At 43.3% G+C, this 16888-nt stretch carries 14 protein-coding genes and 1 tRNA gene; 7 read left to right on the top strand and 8 right to left on the bottom strand.

All coding sequences use genetic code 11. The features are described 5' to 3' along the window. Nucleotides 1–247: 247 nt before the first annotated feature. The 3 genes from ychF to B4K26_RS07445 all read left to right on the top strand — a co-directional run bounded on the left by ychF (nucleotide 248) and on the right by B4K26_RS07445 (nucleotide 3722). Nucleotides 248–1339 (top strand): redox-regulated ATPase YchF, encoded by a 1092-nt coding sequence (ychF, locus tag B4K26_RS07455; RefSeq protein WP_296244551.1) that lies wholly within the window; start codon nucleotides 248–250, stop codon nucleotides 1337–1339. A gap of 169 nt (nucleotides 1340–1508) precedes the next feature. Then, nucleotides 1509–2936 carry a deoxyguanosinetriphosphate triphosphohydrolase gene (locus tag B4K26_RS07450; RefSeq protein ID WP_296244548.1) on the top strand — a complete coding sequence of 476 codons (1428 nt, stop codon included), beginning with the start codon at nucleotides 1509–1511 and terminating at the stop codon, nucleotides 2934–2936. A 105-nt stretch (nucleotides 2937–3041) separates the two neighbouring features. Beyond that, nucleotides 3042–3722: a TetR family transcriptional regulator gene (locus B4K26_RS07445; protein WP_296244546.1), complete on the top strand. Its 681-nt coding sequence runs from the start codon at nucleotides 3042–3044 to the stop codon at nucleotides 3720–3722. A gap of 44 nt (nucleotides 3723–3766) precedes the next feature. On the opposite strand, the gene gspK is transcribed toward B4K26_RS07445, so the two are convergent. From gspK to tsaA, 8 genes are all read right to left on the bottom strand, one after another. Beyond that, complete coding sequence (gene gspK / locus B4K26_RS07440; protein WP_296244545.1) at nucleotides 3767–4864, bottom strand: type II secretion system minor pseudopilin GspK; 1098 nt, start codon at nucleotides 4862–4864, stop codon at nucleotides 3767–3769. 12 nt (nucleotides 4865–4876) lie between these two features. Then, nucleotides 4877–5770: a type II secretion system protein GspJ gene (locus B4K26_RS07435; protein WP_296244544.1), complete on the bottom strand. Its 894-nt coding sequence runs from the start codon at nucleotides 5768–5770 to the stop codon at nucleotides 4877–4879. After that, nucleotides 5767–6264: a type II secretion system minor pseudopilin GspI gene (gene gspI, locus B4K26_RS07430; RefSeq protein WP_296244543.1), complete on the bottom strand. Its 498-nt coding sequence runs from the start codon at nucleotides 6262–6264 to the stop codon at nucleotides 5767–5769. The genes B4K26_RS07435 and gspI overlap by 4 nt, the downstream gene beginning before the upstream one ends. Nucleotides 6265–6267: 3 nt before the next feature. Then, the gene (locus B4K26_RS07425; protein ID WP_296244542.1) at nucleotides 6268–6957 is read right to left on the bottom strand and encodes a prepilin-type N-terminal cleavage/methylation domain-containing protein; all 690 of its coding nucleotides are present in this window, start codon (nucleotides 6955–6957) and stop codon (nucleotides 6268–6270) included. A gap of 214 nt (nucleotides 6958–7171) precedes the next feature. Beyond that, nucleotides 7172–7855 (bottom strand): TetR/AcrR family transcriptional regulator, encoded by a 684-nt coding sequence (locus tag B4K26_RS07420; RefSeq protein WP_296244541.1) that lies wholly within the window; start codon nucleotides 7853–7855, stop codon nucleotides 7172–7174. A gap of 232 nt (nucleotides 7856–8087) precedes the next feature. Further along, nucleotides 8088–8876: a TatD family hydrolase gene (locus tag B4K26_RS07415; protein WP_296244540.1), complete on the bottom strand. Its 789-nt coding sequence runs from the start codon at nucleotides 8874–8876 to the stop codon at nucleotides 8088–8090. A gap of 120 nt (nucleotides 8877–8996) precedes the next feature. Beyond that, nucleotides 8997–10784: a GspE/PulE family protein gene (locus tag B4K26_RS07410; protein ID WP_296244539.1), complete on the bottom strand. Its 1788-nt coding sequence runs from the start codon at nucleotides 10782–10784 to the stop codon at nucleotides 8997–8999. An 88-nt stretch (nucleotides 10785–10872) separates the two neighbouring features. After that, entirely contained in the window at nucleotides 10873–11739 is an 867-nt protein-coding gene (gene tsaA, locus B4K26_RS07405; protein ID WP_296244538.1) for a tRNA (N6-threonylcarbamoyladenosine(37)-N6)-methyltransferase TrmO, read from the bottom strand. Between the two features lie 435 nt (nucleotides 11740–12174). On the opposite strand from tsaA, the gene B4K26_RS07400 reads away from it, so the two are divergent. The 4 genes from B4K26_RS07400 (at nucleotide 12175) to B4K26_RS07385 (ending at nucleotide 16884) form a co-directional block, all read left to right on the top strand. Beyond that, entirely contained in the window at nucleotides 12175–12948 is a 774-nt protein-coding gene (locus tag B4K26_RS07400; protein ID WP_296244537.1) for a ferredoxin--NADP reductase, read from the top strand. Nucleotides 12949–13085: 137 nt separating this feature from the next. Next, a tRNA-Leu gene (locus B4K26_RS07395) sits at nucleotides 13086–13172 on the top strand. Nucleotides 13173–13829: 657 nt separating this feature from the next. Further along, complete coding sequence (locus B4K26_RS07390) at nucleotides 13830–15596, top strand: molybdopterin-dependent oxidoreductase (protein WP_296244536.1); 1767 nt, start codon at nucleotides 13830–13832, stop codon at nucleotides 15594–15596. A gap of 775 nt (nucleotides 15597–16371) precedes the next feature. Continuing rightward, nucleotides 16372–16884, top strand: coding sequence for a spore coat protein U domain-containing protein (locus B4K26_RS07385; protein ID WP_296244535.1), 513 nt, complete (start codon nucleotides 16372–16374; stop codon nucleotides 16882–16884). Nucleotides 16885–16888: the final 4 nt, after the last annotated feature.

Below are 16888 nucleotides of genomic sequence, written 5' to 3'. Positions count from 1 at the left end.
CGTTGGATATTGCCTTTGATTACGTTTAGTACGCAATTTATTGTAAAGTAAAAAAGGTGGTTAGATGCTAGCTTAGCATAATAATAAAGACCATAAGGACTGCTGATAATGTGTAATGCCACGCCACTTAACGAGTATAACAACCTCACCCATATTCGGTTAAATTTGCTACAATACGCCCAATTTTGAGTTACTATTTATTCAAGCTTTATACCAACTGATTTTATCAATATATTGAGAGCATGTTATGGGTTTTAATTGCGGCATCGTCGGTCTACCAAACGTGGGGAAATCCACTCTGTTTAACGCCTTGACCAAAGCGGGAATCGCCGCTGAAAACTTTCCATTTTGTACCAAAGATCCCAATACAGGTATCGTTCCTGTGCCAGATCCACGCCTAAAAGCGTTGGCAGAGATTGTCAAACCTGAGCGAGTATTGCCAACGACGATGGAATTCGTTGATATCGCAGGGTTGGTTGCAGGCGCCTCAAAAGGTGAAGGCATGGGAAACCAGTTTTTAGCCAATATCCGTGAGACTGATGCGATTGCCCATGTGGTACGCTGCTTTGATGATGACAACGTCGTCCACGTTGATGGTCGTGTCAGTCCAATTGACGACATCGAAACCATTAATACCGAATTGGCATTGGCCGATTTAGAAGCCGTTGAGCGTGCTATTTTGAATTTAAGCAAAAAAGCCAAAGGCGGTGATAAAGACGCGACGGCTATGCTTGATGTGTTTAAAAAAATCGAGCCGTTATTAGCAGAAGGTAAAGCGGCGCGCGGTGCCAATTTAGACAATGATGAGAAAAAACTGATTAGAAGCTATGGTCTAATTACGCTAAAACCAACCATGTATATCGCTAACGTTTCTGAAGATGGTTTTGAGAACAACCCATACCTAGATGCCGTGCGTGACTATGCAACTGGCGAAGATTCTATCGTTATCGCTCTATGTAACCAAATCGAATCTGAAATCGCGCAGCTTGATGAAGATGACAAAAAGGACTTCTTGGCTGAAATGGGTATGGAAGAGGCTGGTCTCGATCAAGTAATTCGCGGCGGTTATGATTTGCTTGATATGCAAACGTACTTTACCGCCGGTGTAAAAGAAGTTCGCGCTTGGACAGTGGCTGTTGGCGCAACGGCTCCTGAAGCGGCTGGCGTCATTCATACCGACTTTGAGCGCGGCTTTATTCGTGCCGAAGTCATTGCCTATGATGATTTTATCGAGTTTGGTGGTGAGAAAGGCGCAGCGGCCGCCGGTAAATCGCGCTTAGAAGGAAAAACTTATATCGTCCAAGATGGCGATGTGATGCATTTCCGTTTTAACGTTTAATTTTTAACCTCTAGTAACGCAAAGCGCGTTTACACAGTCTTATGATAGTACTACCAAAAGCCAGCCTTGATGCTGGCTTTTTTTATTATAATAGCTCCAACTTCCTTTAAAAATAAACCCAATTAGAATTAACTAATAAAATAATGATAATAATAACGGATTGTAAACTATGAATGCTCCTATAAACTCATCGCTTAATCCACGTGCGCATTGGACAAAGCTATTTAGTGCCCAGCGCTTGGGCAGTCATAAAAAAGCCCCTGCTGAGGACAGTGCGCGCTCCTCCTTTCATAAAGATTACGACAGATTGGTATTTTCGCACTCCTTTCGTCAGCTCAATCAAAAAACCCAAGTCCATCCCCTAACTAACCAGCTCGGTATTCATACGCGCCTAACACATTCGCTAGAAGTCTCTTGTATTGGGCGCTCTTTAGGTATCATGGCCGCAGAAAAGCTTCATGAGAAGCTAAAGGGTGGTTTGCCAGCTAATGTCTCGCCTGCTGATGTTGGTATCATCGTTCAGGCTGCTTGCCTTGCTCATGACATCGGTAATCCACCATTTGGTCATGCGGGAGAATATGCCATTCGTGATTGGTTTATGGATCCTGACCGACAAAACCTCTTGCAAGACCTGAACAGTAATGAGCAATTGGATTTATTTGCCTATGAAGGCAACGCACAAGGGTTTCGTATATTGACCCGCAATGAGCACCATCCTGATTTGGGCGGTATGCGCTTAACCTGTGCCACTCTAGGCGCCTTTATGAAGTATCCTTGGCTTGCGACCCATAGCAACCGCATTCATCAAGACACCTCCATTTATCAAGGCAACCCCAACACTCATATGCAAAAATTTGGCTGCTTTTATAGTGAGGCGGCGCAGTTAGAAGAGCTAGCAGAAACATTAAGCTTGCCCTACTCACAACATCATGACGGATTTGCCCGTCATCCTCTCGCCTATTTGCTAGAAGCCGCGGACGATATTTGCTATGCGCTGATTGATTTAGAAGATGGCATCAATCTTAATATGCTGACTTATAATGAAGTCGCCGAGATATTTTATGAGTTAATTGGTGAGCGGCCAAATACAATTAATCTGCCGTCTAACATATCCGTTAGGCAACATTTAGCCTCTTTACGGGCACGAGCCATGATGCGTTTGGTCAATGCCGTCACTGACGCCTTTGTAATCAATAGCGATGCGATGCTCGCAGGAACATTAGCGGGTAGTTTATTTGCTCATTGTGATATCACCATTCAAAGCGGTATTACTCAAGCTAAGCAATTGGCGCGTGAAAAGATATTCAATCATCCAAGTAAAGTTCGTATGGAACTGATGGCCAATCAATGCTTACATCAATTATTAGATGCCTTTATGCCACTTACTTGGACCAATGAGAAGAATACAACAATCTCCTTTGAGCAGCAGCGGCTGTTAAGATTGCTCCAGCCCCACCTTGAAGAACACCGCCGCCATTTAACCGATAATATTTACCAAAATATGCTGAACGTATTGGACTTTATCACAGGTATGAATGACCATGAAGCATATCGATTGGCACAAGAGTTACAAGGCCACTGGGGCACCATCGTCTAAATAACGAGGCTAACAAATAAATTAACATGGTTAACCACGTATTTTATTCGTATTTTTGCAATGAAATGAGTATGATAGACATCTATCAGGTAATTTTGAAATATTATGAGTAGTCGCGAACAAAAAAAACTTCAAACTCGGCACGCTTTTTTTAATGCGGTGCTTGATTTATGTATGACCGGACAGTCTTTTAGTTCTATCAGCCTCAGACAAGTCACACGTGAGGTTGGCGTAGTGCCAACGGCGTTTTATCGTCATTTTGATGACATGGAATCGCTTGGTCGCGCCCTAGTCATCGAAGAGTTGGGTGGAACGATGGCAACGTTAAGTGAAAACTTACAAATTGGTCGTAAGCGCAGCTTTGAGCGTCAAATCGCTAAAAGTATCCAGATGTTTTTATATATGGTCAGCGAGCAGCCTTGCTATTGGCAGTTTTTGGTCAGTGAGCGTTATGGTGGTTCAGAAGCGGTACGCAAAGCCATCAATGAGCTGATTAAAAAACATGGTCAGAGCCTAGCAGAAGACTTAGCACTGCAGCCTGCGTTTAACCATATCAATACCTATGATCGTAGGCTATTGGCTGAAGCTGGGGTCAATATGTTTTTCTCTTGGATTATCGATTGGCTTGAGCTAACTTATACCGAAGATCATGATGATGAGGTCGACTTGGCAGAGATAGAAAAGAAAAAACAGCTGATGCTCCATAATTGTACGCGGCAAGCACAAATGCTGTTTTATGGTGCTTATAATTGGAAATCTACGGAAGAAACCCGTTTAAGTGATTAAGTAAATCTTTGCTCACTATTTAAAGGAATCTGTTGTAAGTTCTTTTAAAAATTCGGTCGAAATGCCCAAAGTCGCTGCGTCACCACGCGGATGTCTTTGGGCTTTTTACTATTTGTATTTTGAGCGTTTTTAGCATCATTGCTATTTTTATCACTATTATTACTGCTGTTTTCTATTTCATCAGCGGCAGTTTTACTGATAATAATGGTCGCAAAACGTTGCCTTGCCTGACCAATAGCGGCATTATCACTCGCGGTAATGAGCGCCATAAAAGCTTGGCTATCAACAGCTAATAATGACGTTAATGCCTTACGCTGCTCTTCTTTCACACTACTGAGTATCGGCAACTGCCAGACATCATCGACAGAGCTAAATGCTTGCTTTTCTCGTAATTGAACGATGCTCTGCATTTGCTGACTGGTCGCACCCTCTACCAAAGCGGTAAGCAAGACTGGACTGGCGGTATTCATATTAATGGGTAAATAATACGGCACCGCTGTGATATATGGGCGTAGTGCTGCTAATACTTCTGCATTGACGCCCTTAATCTCTGCTAATTGATCGACACTGATCAATGCTTGGTTGGGTAAAGTTCTATCCGCGCCGCGATTAGACTCCTGATTATAAACCACCGTTTCATCACCGCCATCTTGATAAACCTCGCTGTCGGTATCTTGATAATCAAGAACGGCAATGGCGATATCAGGCTCTAGATTTAACTGCGTGAGCAACCTTTGAAAAACTGCCAAAGCGGCAGTATCAACGGCGCCATTGTGATATAAATTATTAATATTAAAACGACTGGCCTCATCACGCAATTCAATGCCAATGCTATGTCCACCCAGCGTATAAGGCGGTATTGGCTGCGCCCAAATGTCCTGCTCGCTATCAGAATCATTTAACTTAGCGTCAGCTCGAATCAAAGTAACGGCCAATTGCTGACCAGTATCAATATCTTGTAAGAGCTGATTTTGATCAAACAACAAGCCGCTGCGCCGAATGGCAATCTTTTGACTGGCCAGCATCGCCCCCGCAACCACGGTAATACTGACCACCAACAATAAGACAGTCAGTAGCGCGACTCCCCGTTGTGAGTCGGCATTCATCGCCACAACTGGCTTCACTGGCAGCTTACTTGGCATAAATAGCCTTTATCATTGACCAAATGACGCATTTTCAATAGTGTTCCCTGAATTATTATTTTCTACAGTGCCATTGGCTGCGTTATCGTTATTAATGCTGCCGTTATTACTGTCGTTACCGTTATTACTATTGCCACTAGGATTATTTTTATTCGTGGTGTTTGTACTGACATTTGGTATTGGCTGCGGAGTCAATGCCCATTGCCAAGTAATCGGCATATCCTGATAGGTAAAGTTAAGCGCAACCCCTTTTGGTAACAGCATGATTTCAGACGTTTCATTGTCTGAAATCGCCAACTGCCCTAATGCGGCATTGTTATTATTGCTGCTGTCTTTATTGGGGAATTTGGTACTTAATTCAGGTAAATAAGCTTGCCAACGCCCAGCAGTAACGCCTTCAAGCAATACACTATCTAAGCTTATGCTATCACCGTTAAGGCTGGTATATTGGCGGCGAATTAGACGCTCATCAGCAAAAATGTATTCGATATGCTGAATACTAGCGCTGCTTTGATAACGTGGGTCAGGGTCGGCAAAACGCACAAAGCTGATACGTGCGCCGTCCAGAGTCATAAAAGGTTCAGGCGTTGGTGTGTTTTCTTGATTGTTATTGCTAGCGTTGTTGTTACTACCATTGTTATTTACGGTACTGTTGGTTGCAACATTATTAATTAAAGCATTAGTACCTTGCGTATCCGCTGCCTGATAAGGAAGGATTTGTCCCATATCTTGCTGTAGTTGCAAATAGGCGTATTGCAAAACCGCTAAATTATCCGCATGAAACTGCGCCCGTTCACGCGCCCGGTTAACGCCATCAAACACTTGCCAGCCTGCGACCGCTAACATAGCAAAGATCGCCATCGCTACCATCAGCTCAAGCAAGGTGAATCCATGATTTGATTTCACAGATTGCCCCCATTGGGGCTTAATCCACTCAAATCCAAACTATCAACCTCTTGTTCAGCGTTACTTAGCATCACGTTGATATCGGTTACGGCGCTGCGCGGCTGCCCGTCTATAATGGGCGCAACAGCGATATTTACCTGTTTTAATGCGGGCGTGATGGCATCTGTGACGGTCATCGTCACTTGCCAGTCAAGGCCTTGAGCATTGATAGTCTGGGTTTTATTGGCTGTCAACCACGTATCTTGAATACGCAAATCTGCCGCGGCATTTTGTGCCACGAACTGCGCCAGTGTTCGGGTGCGCAATACATCGACTGAGCTTAAATAGGCACTACTTGCCCGGCTCGCCGCAACCGCAACGACCGCCAAAATTGCTAAGGCCACCATCACTTCAATTAAAGTAAATCCACGCTCGTGCTTTGATAACGTTGTTGGCGTCAATAGCACTGATTGTTGCTTTGGCTGGACAGGCACCCTTTTATTTTTATCTATCATTACCTACAGCCCTTGTCCTATCGACATACTGCCATCGGGCATAATTGTAATCACCTCGCCGACCAAACGCGAATTATGGCGCACCTCAATCGTCACAGGCGTGGCCTGCCCTGTACCAAACCACAAAACTTGCGGGACGTTTTGGCCAGTAAACCACGGCTGCAGCGCTTGCATTTGTCCTGTATTTGACATGCCTCCCGCATCCAAACTTTGAACGCTTAAGCTCACCCCATCAGGCAAGGCAGGCAGGCTAACCTCTGGCTCAGTCTCCCAGCTTGGTGTGGGCGCTTTATTTGAAGCAGCACCTGACATGCTGGTTATATCTGCCGACAATTCCATAGCATTCTTAGGCGTGCTGTCTTTAATAGAAGATGTGGAATCCTGATTTTGATAAGCAATATAAGGATTAGATAGCGCGACAATGACGGGCGTGATTTGGCCTTGTTTATCCGCTTGTAAGCTTAATCCCATCGGCTGTATGCGCTCAGCGGATAATAACCGTACATAGTTTAATGAGTCCGTTAAATGCTCATAAAAAGCGCGGTTTTTGCGCGATTCACTACTACCGACCGATAAGCTCATCATTCCTGCAAATATAGATAAAATGACCACCACCACCACAATTTCGACAAGGGTAAAACCCGCTTGCGTGTGCCTATGAGATGTTGCTATTAGGGAAGTCGATTTTGACATACAGAAGTCATCTAGAATGGCGTCACTCTATTAAAAATGACGATAGATTGTGTTGTATAAAGTGGTAGATATAACAGATTATAAAGACTGTAAACTTATACATTTATTAGAAGGTAAATTTGACGTGCTGTCATACAAAATATGACAACACGGGTTTTTATAAAATAATGATGCGCTATATTTGAAGCATAATAACAATCTAGAAAACAGCAATCTAGTAATTGGTATTGCGATGCTCTTCTGACTCAGTATCGATTTGCTCTACCAATTCTTGCATGTCTTCATCCATCACCTCATCATCGATAGCTGGATAATGACTCGGCAACTCAAGCATTTGCTGAACAAAGGCATAACGCAAGGTATCACGGCGACCTAAGTAGCGCTGATAAAAACTTGAGTTTAATAGTCCTGCACCGCCTTGGCCCATCGCCCAGATCGAGGACAAATAATCACGTGTACTTAAGCTACTGTGCTGTTCTTGTAAATACGTACTGATAATATCAATCAAACGCTTCATACGCTGGCGACGAATATCATAAAGCTCGCCAAACAAGCGGTTCAGACCTGTCACTGATGCTGCCAAGCGCTCTTCGATTTGGTTAAGGAGCATGGCCTTTTGTGGATTAAAGAGCTGCTGAAGAATCATACGCGCGACACCTGCTGACGGACAATCATCAATGCGATTGATCTCGAACAGCTGCTCTTCGTAACGAATAATAATACGCAAATAGAGCTCGTCTTTACTAGAGAAATGCTTATATAAGGTGCCTTTAGCCAAATCAAGCTGGTCTGCCAAACTATCTAAAGTAATATCACCATCGCCTGACTCAAGTAGCAATTGCTCCGCCATCGCTAAGATATTCTCTTCTCGTGCCTTGAACTGGTGCTGACGACTCATAACTTCTCCTAAAAACTGACAATATCATGCATATGACCGTCCTTTGTATCCGTGTATCGGCAGCACGCGTATGAATTATATGACGGTTACGCCAGTACCACTAATGGAAATATGCTTATGTTTGCTAAATAGTCATTGATAATCACATGGTTAAGCGCAGCATCAAAAACACATTAAACACAGAACCATAAGACAAGCTAATAAATGACTGATTGGTCATAGCATAACCATTTTAGTGATACTGTGCCAGTAAATTTTCAAAGTTTTTTGCAGTTAGTGCGCCGACTTCATCACTACTCCAACCGTACATCTCGGCAAGATAACTTGCCACATAAGGCACATACGCTGGCTCATTGGGTTTGCCGCGTTTAGGAACAGGGGCTAAGTACGGGCTGTCGGTTTCGATAAGTATTCTATCTTTGGGCATATTTTTTGCAGCGTCTTGAATCATTTGCGCACTTTTAAAGCTAACAATGCCTGAGAACGAAATATAAAACCCTAAGTCTAGCGCCCGTTTTGCCGTTTCCCAGTCCTCGGTAAAGCAATGAATGATACCGTGCTCAGCACCCTCACTTTTTAAGATATCAATGGTATCTTCTTTGGCATCACGCATATGCACGACCAGTGGTTTTTTTAAGCTTTGACTAGCATAAATATGACGCGCAAGGCTGGCTTGCTGCGCTTTCTTATTTTCAGTCGACCAATAATAGTCCAGCCCAGTTTCCCCTATTGCCCACACATGCTCAGCATCAGCCGTTTTGATCAAGCGCTCGACCGTCGCTGATTGTAATACGTCAATATCTTCACAAGGATGGATGCCGACGCTCATACCAAGGTTTAACGTCTCGTCATTATAAGTGCGGACAATATCAGCAATCTCATCATATTCAGCAAAATCACACATAATGGCCATTGCGCGGGTGACATTGGCTTCTTTCATCGCCGCAATGGCGCCAGACAACTGGCCATCATACTTGGTTAAATCCAAACGGTTTAGATGGCAGTGCGTATCAGTAAACATAAACAATCTCGTTAATAAATATTAATAATTGAACTATTTTAAAATATAAATTTGGTAATCTTAATGGTATTAATTGCTCTGATAAGCAGGCTTTTCAAGTCTTGTTTAATAAAGCCATTTTTAATGTAACGGCACCACGCGCATGACTTCTTCTATGGTCGTCACCCCTTCGCTAATGCGCTTTGCTCCAGATAATCTTAGCGGCTGAACGCCTTCGCGGTAGGCTTGCTGCTTAAGCGTGTCCAAATTGGCATCGGCGGCGACCAGTTTTTTTAGCTCATTTGATAATGGCATAATCTCGTATAGCCCAACGCGACCTTGATAACCCGTATGACGGCAGTGCTCACAGCCCTGCGCTTTATAAACTTGTGCAGGAACTGGCGCTCGCCAAGGTTGCACCAATTCTTGCCATTGGATAGCAATCTCACTATCTGCGCTCACATCAACGGCTTGCTTGCAATGCGGGCATAATGTCCGTAAGAGTCGCTGTGCCATCACGCCCAATATAGTCGCTGAGGTTAAAAAAGGCTGAATACCCAAATCGTGCAGACGGGTAATTGAGCTTGGCGCATCATTGGTATGCAAAGTTGAGAGCACCAAATGCCCTGTTAAAGACGCTTGCACTGCCATATTTGCCGTTTCAGCATCACGAATCTCACCAACCATAATAATGTCTGGATCTTGTCGCATCAACGAGCGAATACCGTCGGCGAAATGCAAATCAACACCCGGATTGACCTGCATTTGATTAAAGGCAGGCTCAATCATTTCAATTGGGTCTTCAATGGTACAGACATTGACCTGTTCGGTAGCGAGCTGTTTGAGCGTACTATATAAAGTGGTGGTTTTACCAGAACCAGTCGGTCCTGTCACCAAGATAATGCCATTTGGATGCGCGGTCAGTTCATGCCAAGTTTCTAACTGCTTACCCGACAGACCAAGCTGGGCAAACGAGCGCACCAACACTTCTGGATCAAATACTCGCATCACTAGCTTTTCACCAAAGGCAGTCGGCATTGTGGATAAACGTAGCTCCGTCTCTAAGCCTTTTGGCGTTCGCGTTTTTAAACGTCCATCTTGCGGCTTGCGCTTTTCTGCCACATTTAGGCGTCCCAAAATTTTAATACGCGCAGTCACCGCTACGATAATCGCAAGTGGCATCTCATACACGCTATGCAATACCCCATCAATGCGAAAGCGCACCTTGCCTGTTTCGCGGCGCGGCTCTAGATGAATGTCGCTCGCGCGCTGCTCAAAGGCATACTGCAATAGCCAATCGACCACTTTAACAATATGTTGGTCATTGGCATCGGGATTGGTGTTATCGCCAAGTTGTAATAAAGCTTCGACATTGGTGACGTCCGCCGCTGCACGCTTATGTAAGGAATTTGCCCCTGCAATCGCTTGCGTGACTTGATAAAACTCTTGGCGATAGCGATTGATTTGTTCAGGATTGATAAAGACGGTACGATAGCTTTTTGACTTAATGAGTTTTTCAATATTGCTATGCCAATCGGTATAAAGTGGCTGATCGGTACCGATGACCACTTCATCAAGCGTTACTTCAATCGGTAAAATGTGCTGTGAGCGGGCATACTCAAAGGACATCAGCTGCGTCACCGCCGGAACATTGACCTTTAACGGGTCGATACGCACCAGCGGCATATCTGCTTTGGCAGCCAGCCATTGATTGAGCCATGCCAGCGTTAACTTATTTTCAGAACTGCTATCAAGTGCGTGACCATTTGGCAGTCCAAACTCACTAATCGTTATTAACGGATGCTGAGCCTTGTTGCGACGACTGGTAATAACGAGATTATAGCCGCGTTGATCAATTACCCTATCTGCCAACAATTCGTCTAGGCACCAACGTAAATCAATCACTATCGAGTACTTTTGAGCAGGCATAGTTTTATTCTTCTATAGTTGTATTCTTCTACGGTTTAGAGCATTTGGTCGGCGGTTATGTTTACTTTAACTTTGATATTTACTTTAATTATATTGTGACGATATTTGTTATCTGTAGCTGTTCTGATTCCAATAACTGAAAACTAACATCAACAGATTTATAGCGCATGACAAATGATGTATGCGTCTCTGAACGTCGATAAGCTGGACGCGGGTCTTGGGCTATCAAGGCTTTAATTGTATCAAGATCAGTCATTAGTAATTGTTTTTGTGTCTTGTTAATCACTTCTTTTATAGCAAGCTTTCCACCTTTACCATTTTGATTTATATCATTAATAGAGCGCTGATTGTTAATGATTTGCTCAAACTGCGCATAAGCCAACTCAGTAATCGTCACATCCAACAAGTGCGGCGCAGTGGGCGCAAAACCGCTTTGTGCTTCAGGCAGCGCGTCACTGTAAGCTACGTAGGGCTTGATATCGATGATTGGCGTCCCATCTATCATATCAGCACCGCTAATGATAAGTAACACCCTTCCCTCGACACTCTCAATGCGCTTTAGTTTGACCACAGACAACCCTAGCGCGGATGGTCGATACATACTGCGACTGGCAAATACGCCTATTTTTTGATTACCACCCAAACGCGGCGGCCGCACTTGCGAGCGAAAATTGCTAGCGGATTTATTGTTTTTATTGGGTTGATTGTCTTTATATAAACTGTCTTTATATAAATAGTTATGATGAAACTGCCAACTGATCCAAATATGGCTAAAATCTTCCAGTCCGATAAAGGCCGCCGGCGTATCATAAGGTGCCAGCATTTCGATCACACTGGTAATAGCTACCAAATTCGGCTGTCTTGGTGCGCCAAATTTTTGCGACAGCGGGGACCGATGATATCCAATAATGGGCGAAAAATGCTGGCTTAAAGGCGCCGTAGTCTGGCAAGTCATAATTCAAATCCCAAAAAATAAATGGCTGATAATAATGGCACGCACCAATGATAGAAAATTATTCGCTAACGATATTCCATTTTATCATGGTAGAGACGGACGGCTAGGCGGATTTTTATTTTAAAGTTTGTTATGATGAGCGAGAAATTTATTGAGAATGGCTTGCATTCATATAGCAGTACTCACAAACCTGCATTCATAAAGTACGGCGTCAACATTTACGGTTATAAGCAGAGCCGTTTTTTGATAGAATCTGACGCCTTAAAAAACCTGATAATAATGTTAAAATAATGGTTTTTGCTAGTGACATTTGCTTGACTGCCTGAACAAACGCTTTATTTTATAAATTTTGTATAACGTGAAATCCATTAATGTTTTTATCCCAAAAATATTTTAATTGGCGACTACACATTACCACTTACTAACGAGGGCTTTATGTCAAAACTCCGCACCGAAACGGTCACTGAGGTTCATCATTGGAATGACTCTCTATTTAGCATCAAAACCACGCGTGACGATGGCTTACGCTTCCGTAATGGCGAGTTTGCGATGATTGGTATCGTTGTCGATGGTAGACCGCTATTGCGCGCTTACTCGATTGCCAGCCCCAACTATGAGGAGCATTTAGAATTTTTCTCTATTAAAGTCCAAGATGGTCCCCTAACCTCGCGCTTGCAGCATATCAAAGTTGGCGATGAGTTATTGGTCAGTAAAAAACCAACAGGTACCTTAGTTCTGGACGACTTATTACCGGGCAAACATTTATATATGCTGTCAACGGGTACAGGGCTTGCGCCATTTTTGGCATTGTCACGTGATCCTGAAGTCTATGAGCGTTTTGACAAAATTATCTTGGTACATGGTGTGCGACAGGTCAAAGATTTGGCTTATCGTGAGATGTTCGAAGAAGGGCTGCCAAATGATGAAATCTTTGGTGAAGAGTTCCGTAAAAAATTCATTTACTACCCTACCGTCACGCGCGAAGAGTTTAGAAATACCGGTCGCATCACTGACTTGATGAAATCTGGCAAGTTCTTTGAAGATATTGGTCTGCCGCCAATGAACAAAGACGATGACCGTGTCATGATTTGTGGAAGCATGCCGTTTAACGCTGAAGTGTCGGCGATTTTAGATGACTTTGGTCTTACTGTTTCTCCGCGTATGGGTGTTCAAGCAGATTATGCCGTTGAACGTGCCTTCGTTGGTTAAAAATGACTTTTTATCGCAAATATAATAAATAATTCTTGACGGCTACATTTAGGCTGCTATAATACGCAGCCTATACAGAGTTAACCCTGTAGCCCAATTCGATATTGTCTAGCAGTAAAGACTTTATCCCCTAACATGCCAGTGTGATGGAATTGGTAGACATGACGGATTCAAAATCCGTTGCCTTTAAAAGCGTGTCGGTTCGAGTCCGACCACTGGTACCAATACTTAGTTCTATACTATGCTATAGAGCCGCCCAAGCCCCTGATATCAGGGGCTTTGTTGTATCTGATGTTCTATACTGTCCTGCTTTATCTATCCTAAGCCATGCATCTAAAGTACATTACTATGTACACCGATTTTTAAATGTGCATGGGGTGTCAGTCATGGAAGCGCATAAGCCCAGATACCAGCTAACAGTAATTTCATCCTCGCTCATCTTTGTAACTCTCCGCTCTGTACCGTCCAACTTTCCTCGTATCACATTGAATGGTTTTAATTGTAGAGATAGATAGAAAATTTGAAAATAGAAGTGATCAAAGCAATGGTGGTTGACGTGTGTTTATTGGTCTTTATAAGAAATTAGGATAAGTAAGTCGTATTGAGCATTCGTCCATGGCCCTGACATAGCCAGTTTTTTATGTTATATAAGATAGATAGAGGCACGCTAGCAATCATTACTGGCTACTAATCATTACTGAGAGTAAAGTGATTTATAAGAAAGGACTTTTCGAATCTCTTCAACTCCTTTTTTATATCATTCTATAATGGGGCTAAACGCTGAGGTGGGATGATTACTCCCATAAGTGTCTATATAACGAAATAATATAACTCTCATTAATACCACCTAAACGATTTTAATCTGTAAACATGGATGTCTCATGAATAAGACTAATCAAAACGCTCATACTGCTGTCAATAAACATGACGCCCCTTCGATTCGTGATCCACTTGAAACAAAAATTGCTCCTGGCAATGACCAGCTACTCCTGAACGATTGGACACCGCCGCAAAATGGAATCATACCGCTAATCCGCTTTAACAAGAAGTGGTACAGTGTTCTTTGGGCGCTACCAATCATATTTGTGCTATTGGTTGCTGGCATAGCAACCGCTCAATGGCTTCGTGAACTACCAAGCGTTCAGATGTTTATCCAAAATTATCCAGGTGCGCCTGCCTCTGCGGTGGACTTAGAAACGGAGTTTCCACTTTGGATGCGCATCGGCCACTTTCTAAACCTACTGTTTATGGTGTTTATTATTCGGTCTGGTATTCAAATTTTGGCTGATCATCCAAGACTCTACTGGCACCGCGACAGCACGCCCGGTACCGAATGGTTTCGCTTTCAAAAATCAGTACCAAAAGGACGTATCTGGACATCCAAAGATGACTCAGTGACTATTCCAGGCTGGCTTGGTCTCCCTGGTGTTCGCCATTCAGTCGGACTGGCGCGTTGGTGGCACTTTTCGGTCAATACACTCTGGTTGCTAAACGGTATTGTGGTTTACGGTCTACTATTTTACACCGGTCAGTGGCAGAGGGTTGTTCCAACGACGTGGGAGGTTTTTCCAAACGCGGTATCGATCGCCGTGCAGTATTTATCGCTCGACTTTCCAACGGATAGAAGCTGGACCAAATATAATAGCTTGCAGCAGCTCACCTACTTCATCACCGTCTTCGTGGTAGCGCCCATTTCGGTGTTTACTGGATTCATGCAAAGCCCTGCATTGTCAAACCATCTTGGTTGGTTCGGGCGAGTCTTTAATCGCCAACGAGCGCGCTCAATTCACTTTTTAGCACTTTGGTGGTTTCTGTTTTTCATTCTAGCGCACGTGACATTAGTATTCATCACGGGAGCACGGGACAATCTGAATATGATGTGGGCTGGCGTCAATGATGATTCGTGGAGCGGCTTTATGGTGTTCGTCCCGCTTATCATCTTAACAGGCATATTGTGGGCCGCCGCGACACCTTTTACCATTCGTCATGCGAGACTGGTTCAGAAAATCGGCGCCTTCATGATCGGTCCGCTCAAAGGCTGGATGGAGAGGCTCGATCCAAAAAGTGAATTGACTGAAAAAGACATTTCGCCCTTCTTATGGCCCAACGGTACAATGCCTGACTCAAAAGAGTTTGAAGATCTTCTGGCAAATGACTTCGCCGACTATCGGTTGCGCATTGACGGATTGGTTGAAATGCCAGCCGAATTCTCACTGGCTGAGTTACGGGCGATGCCGCAGCAGGAGCAGATTACCACCCATTTCTGTATTCAGGGTTGGAGCGGTGTCGCTAAATGGACTGGAGTGCCGACGCGCCATATTCTCGATTTGGTTCGTCCGACGCCGGAGGCGCGTTACGCTGTCTTCTATTCTCTCGCTGAGGGGGCTGAAGGCGGAATTTACTACGATTGCCATAAAATGGAGAATATGAAGCACGAACTGACTATCCTAGCCCTCGATATGAATGACGAGCCACTCAGCGTTCTTCATGGCGCGCCGCTGCGACTACGCTGTGAAAACGAGCTTGGTTTTAAAATGGTCAAGTGGATTACTGCCATTGAATTCGTTCATGACTTCTCTGACCTCGGCTCAGGTCAAGGTGGTTATAATGAAGATCATGAATTCTATGGCTACAGGATGCCTATTTAATGATAGAAGCGTCAATGATGTAGACATTCCATTCTCGCGGTTTGGTGCGGCTCTCTATGCTAATTGGATCGCGCTAGTAAGCTTTATTTATAAAAGTTGGCTTGCCAAAATGAAACGGTAAGTCACGGCAAGGACAACCAACACGCTATAGTAATAATATTTATTACTAAAAAAGATTCCTCATCAATTTCTAGCCACACTATTAAAGCTGTGGCTTTTATCCTACACATAACTACAGATTCTAAATCCCACTCTGCCAAGTCTTAGCCAGTCTGTAAACACCACTATATTTCAGCTATTTATATTGCCGCCTATTTACTTTATATCTGCTAATCCTTCCTACGCTATCATTTCAATCTTTATGTCATACGCAAGATATCAGCATCATTCCTGTGCCGTAGATTTTTTTAAACATAAAATTATATCAACATAGTTGCTGTAACAATAAACAATATTTCCGTAAATAATCATTTAATTGAAATTTTACTAATTTACAAATATTTGATATTAATCAATTATTTAGCGTGCAATTACATAAAAGGTATATTACAATAAACAAACAAATAAGACAGAAGGTCGATATTTCCGATAAAGGGTTAAAATTCCGTAAAGAAATAGATAGTCTAGTCACAGGTTATTAACACATGACCGTAGACTGAAGCTTTTGCACAAACGTGATTTCTACCATTTAGCAAGATATAAGCCCATCTTTAATTTGATATTTTGCTATGTTTCACAGACATACTAAGACATTTATACTCACTGGAGAGTTATTATGAACATCCAAAAATCTTTATTAACTGCAACTTTGCTTATTCTTGGTGGATTCGCTGCTATGACTGCGAATGCTGCAGAGAACCCTGTTACTGGTGAATTTCAAGTTAGTGTTGAAGTTCAATCTGTTTGTAACATTAAAACTGCCGGCGATATCACTTTAGATGCCGTTAAAGCAGGTCTTGCATCTGAAGAGGCAACGAAAACAGCCACGCTTACTTTGAACTGCTCTGAAGGCGCTGTTCCAGTAATCAGTCTAACACCGTCATCAGCAAGCATTGATGGTACAGGAGTTATGACAGGAGGAGTAAGCAAACAAGAAGTTAAATATAGGCTCACTTCTGGTTCAGCAGCTGGTACTGTGTGGGGTAGCGGTGACAATGCTGTTACCCTTGCAGCAGCAAAAAATTATGCTACCGCTATCGACACTACCATCTACGCGACAGTAACTGATACCGCCGATGTTAAACCTGATACTTATTCTGATACTATTAATGTTTCCGTAGCTTATTAATCCT

This window comes from Psychrobacter sp. UBA6766, from assembly GCF_002453355.1.
Taxonomy (GTDB): Bacteria; Pseudomonadota; Gammaproteobacteria; order Pseudomonadales; family Moraxellaceae; genus Psychrobacter.
Note: the sequence above shows the minus strand (reverse complement) of the source record. Positions and strands in the feature narration are given on the sequence as shown.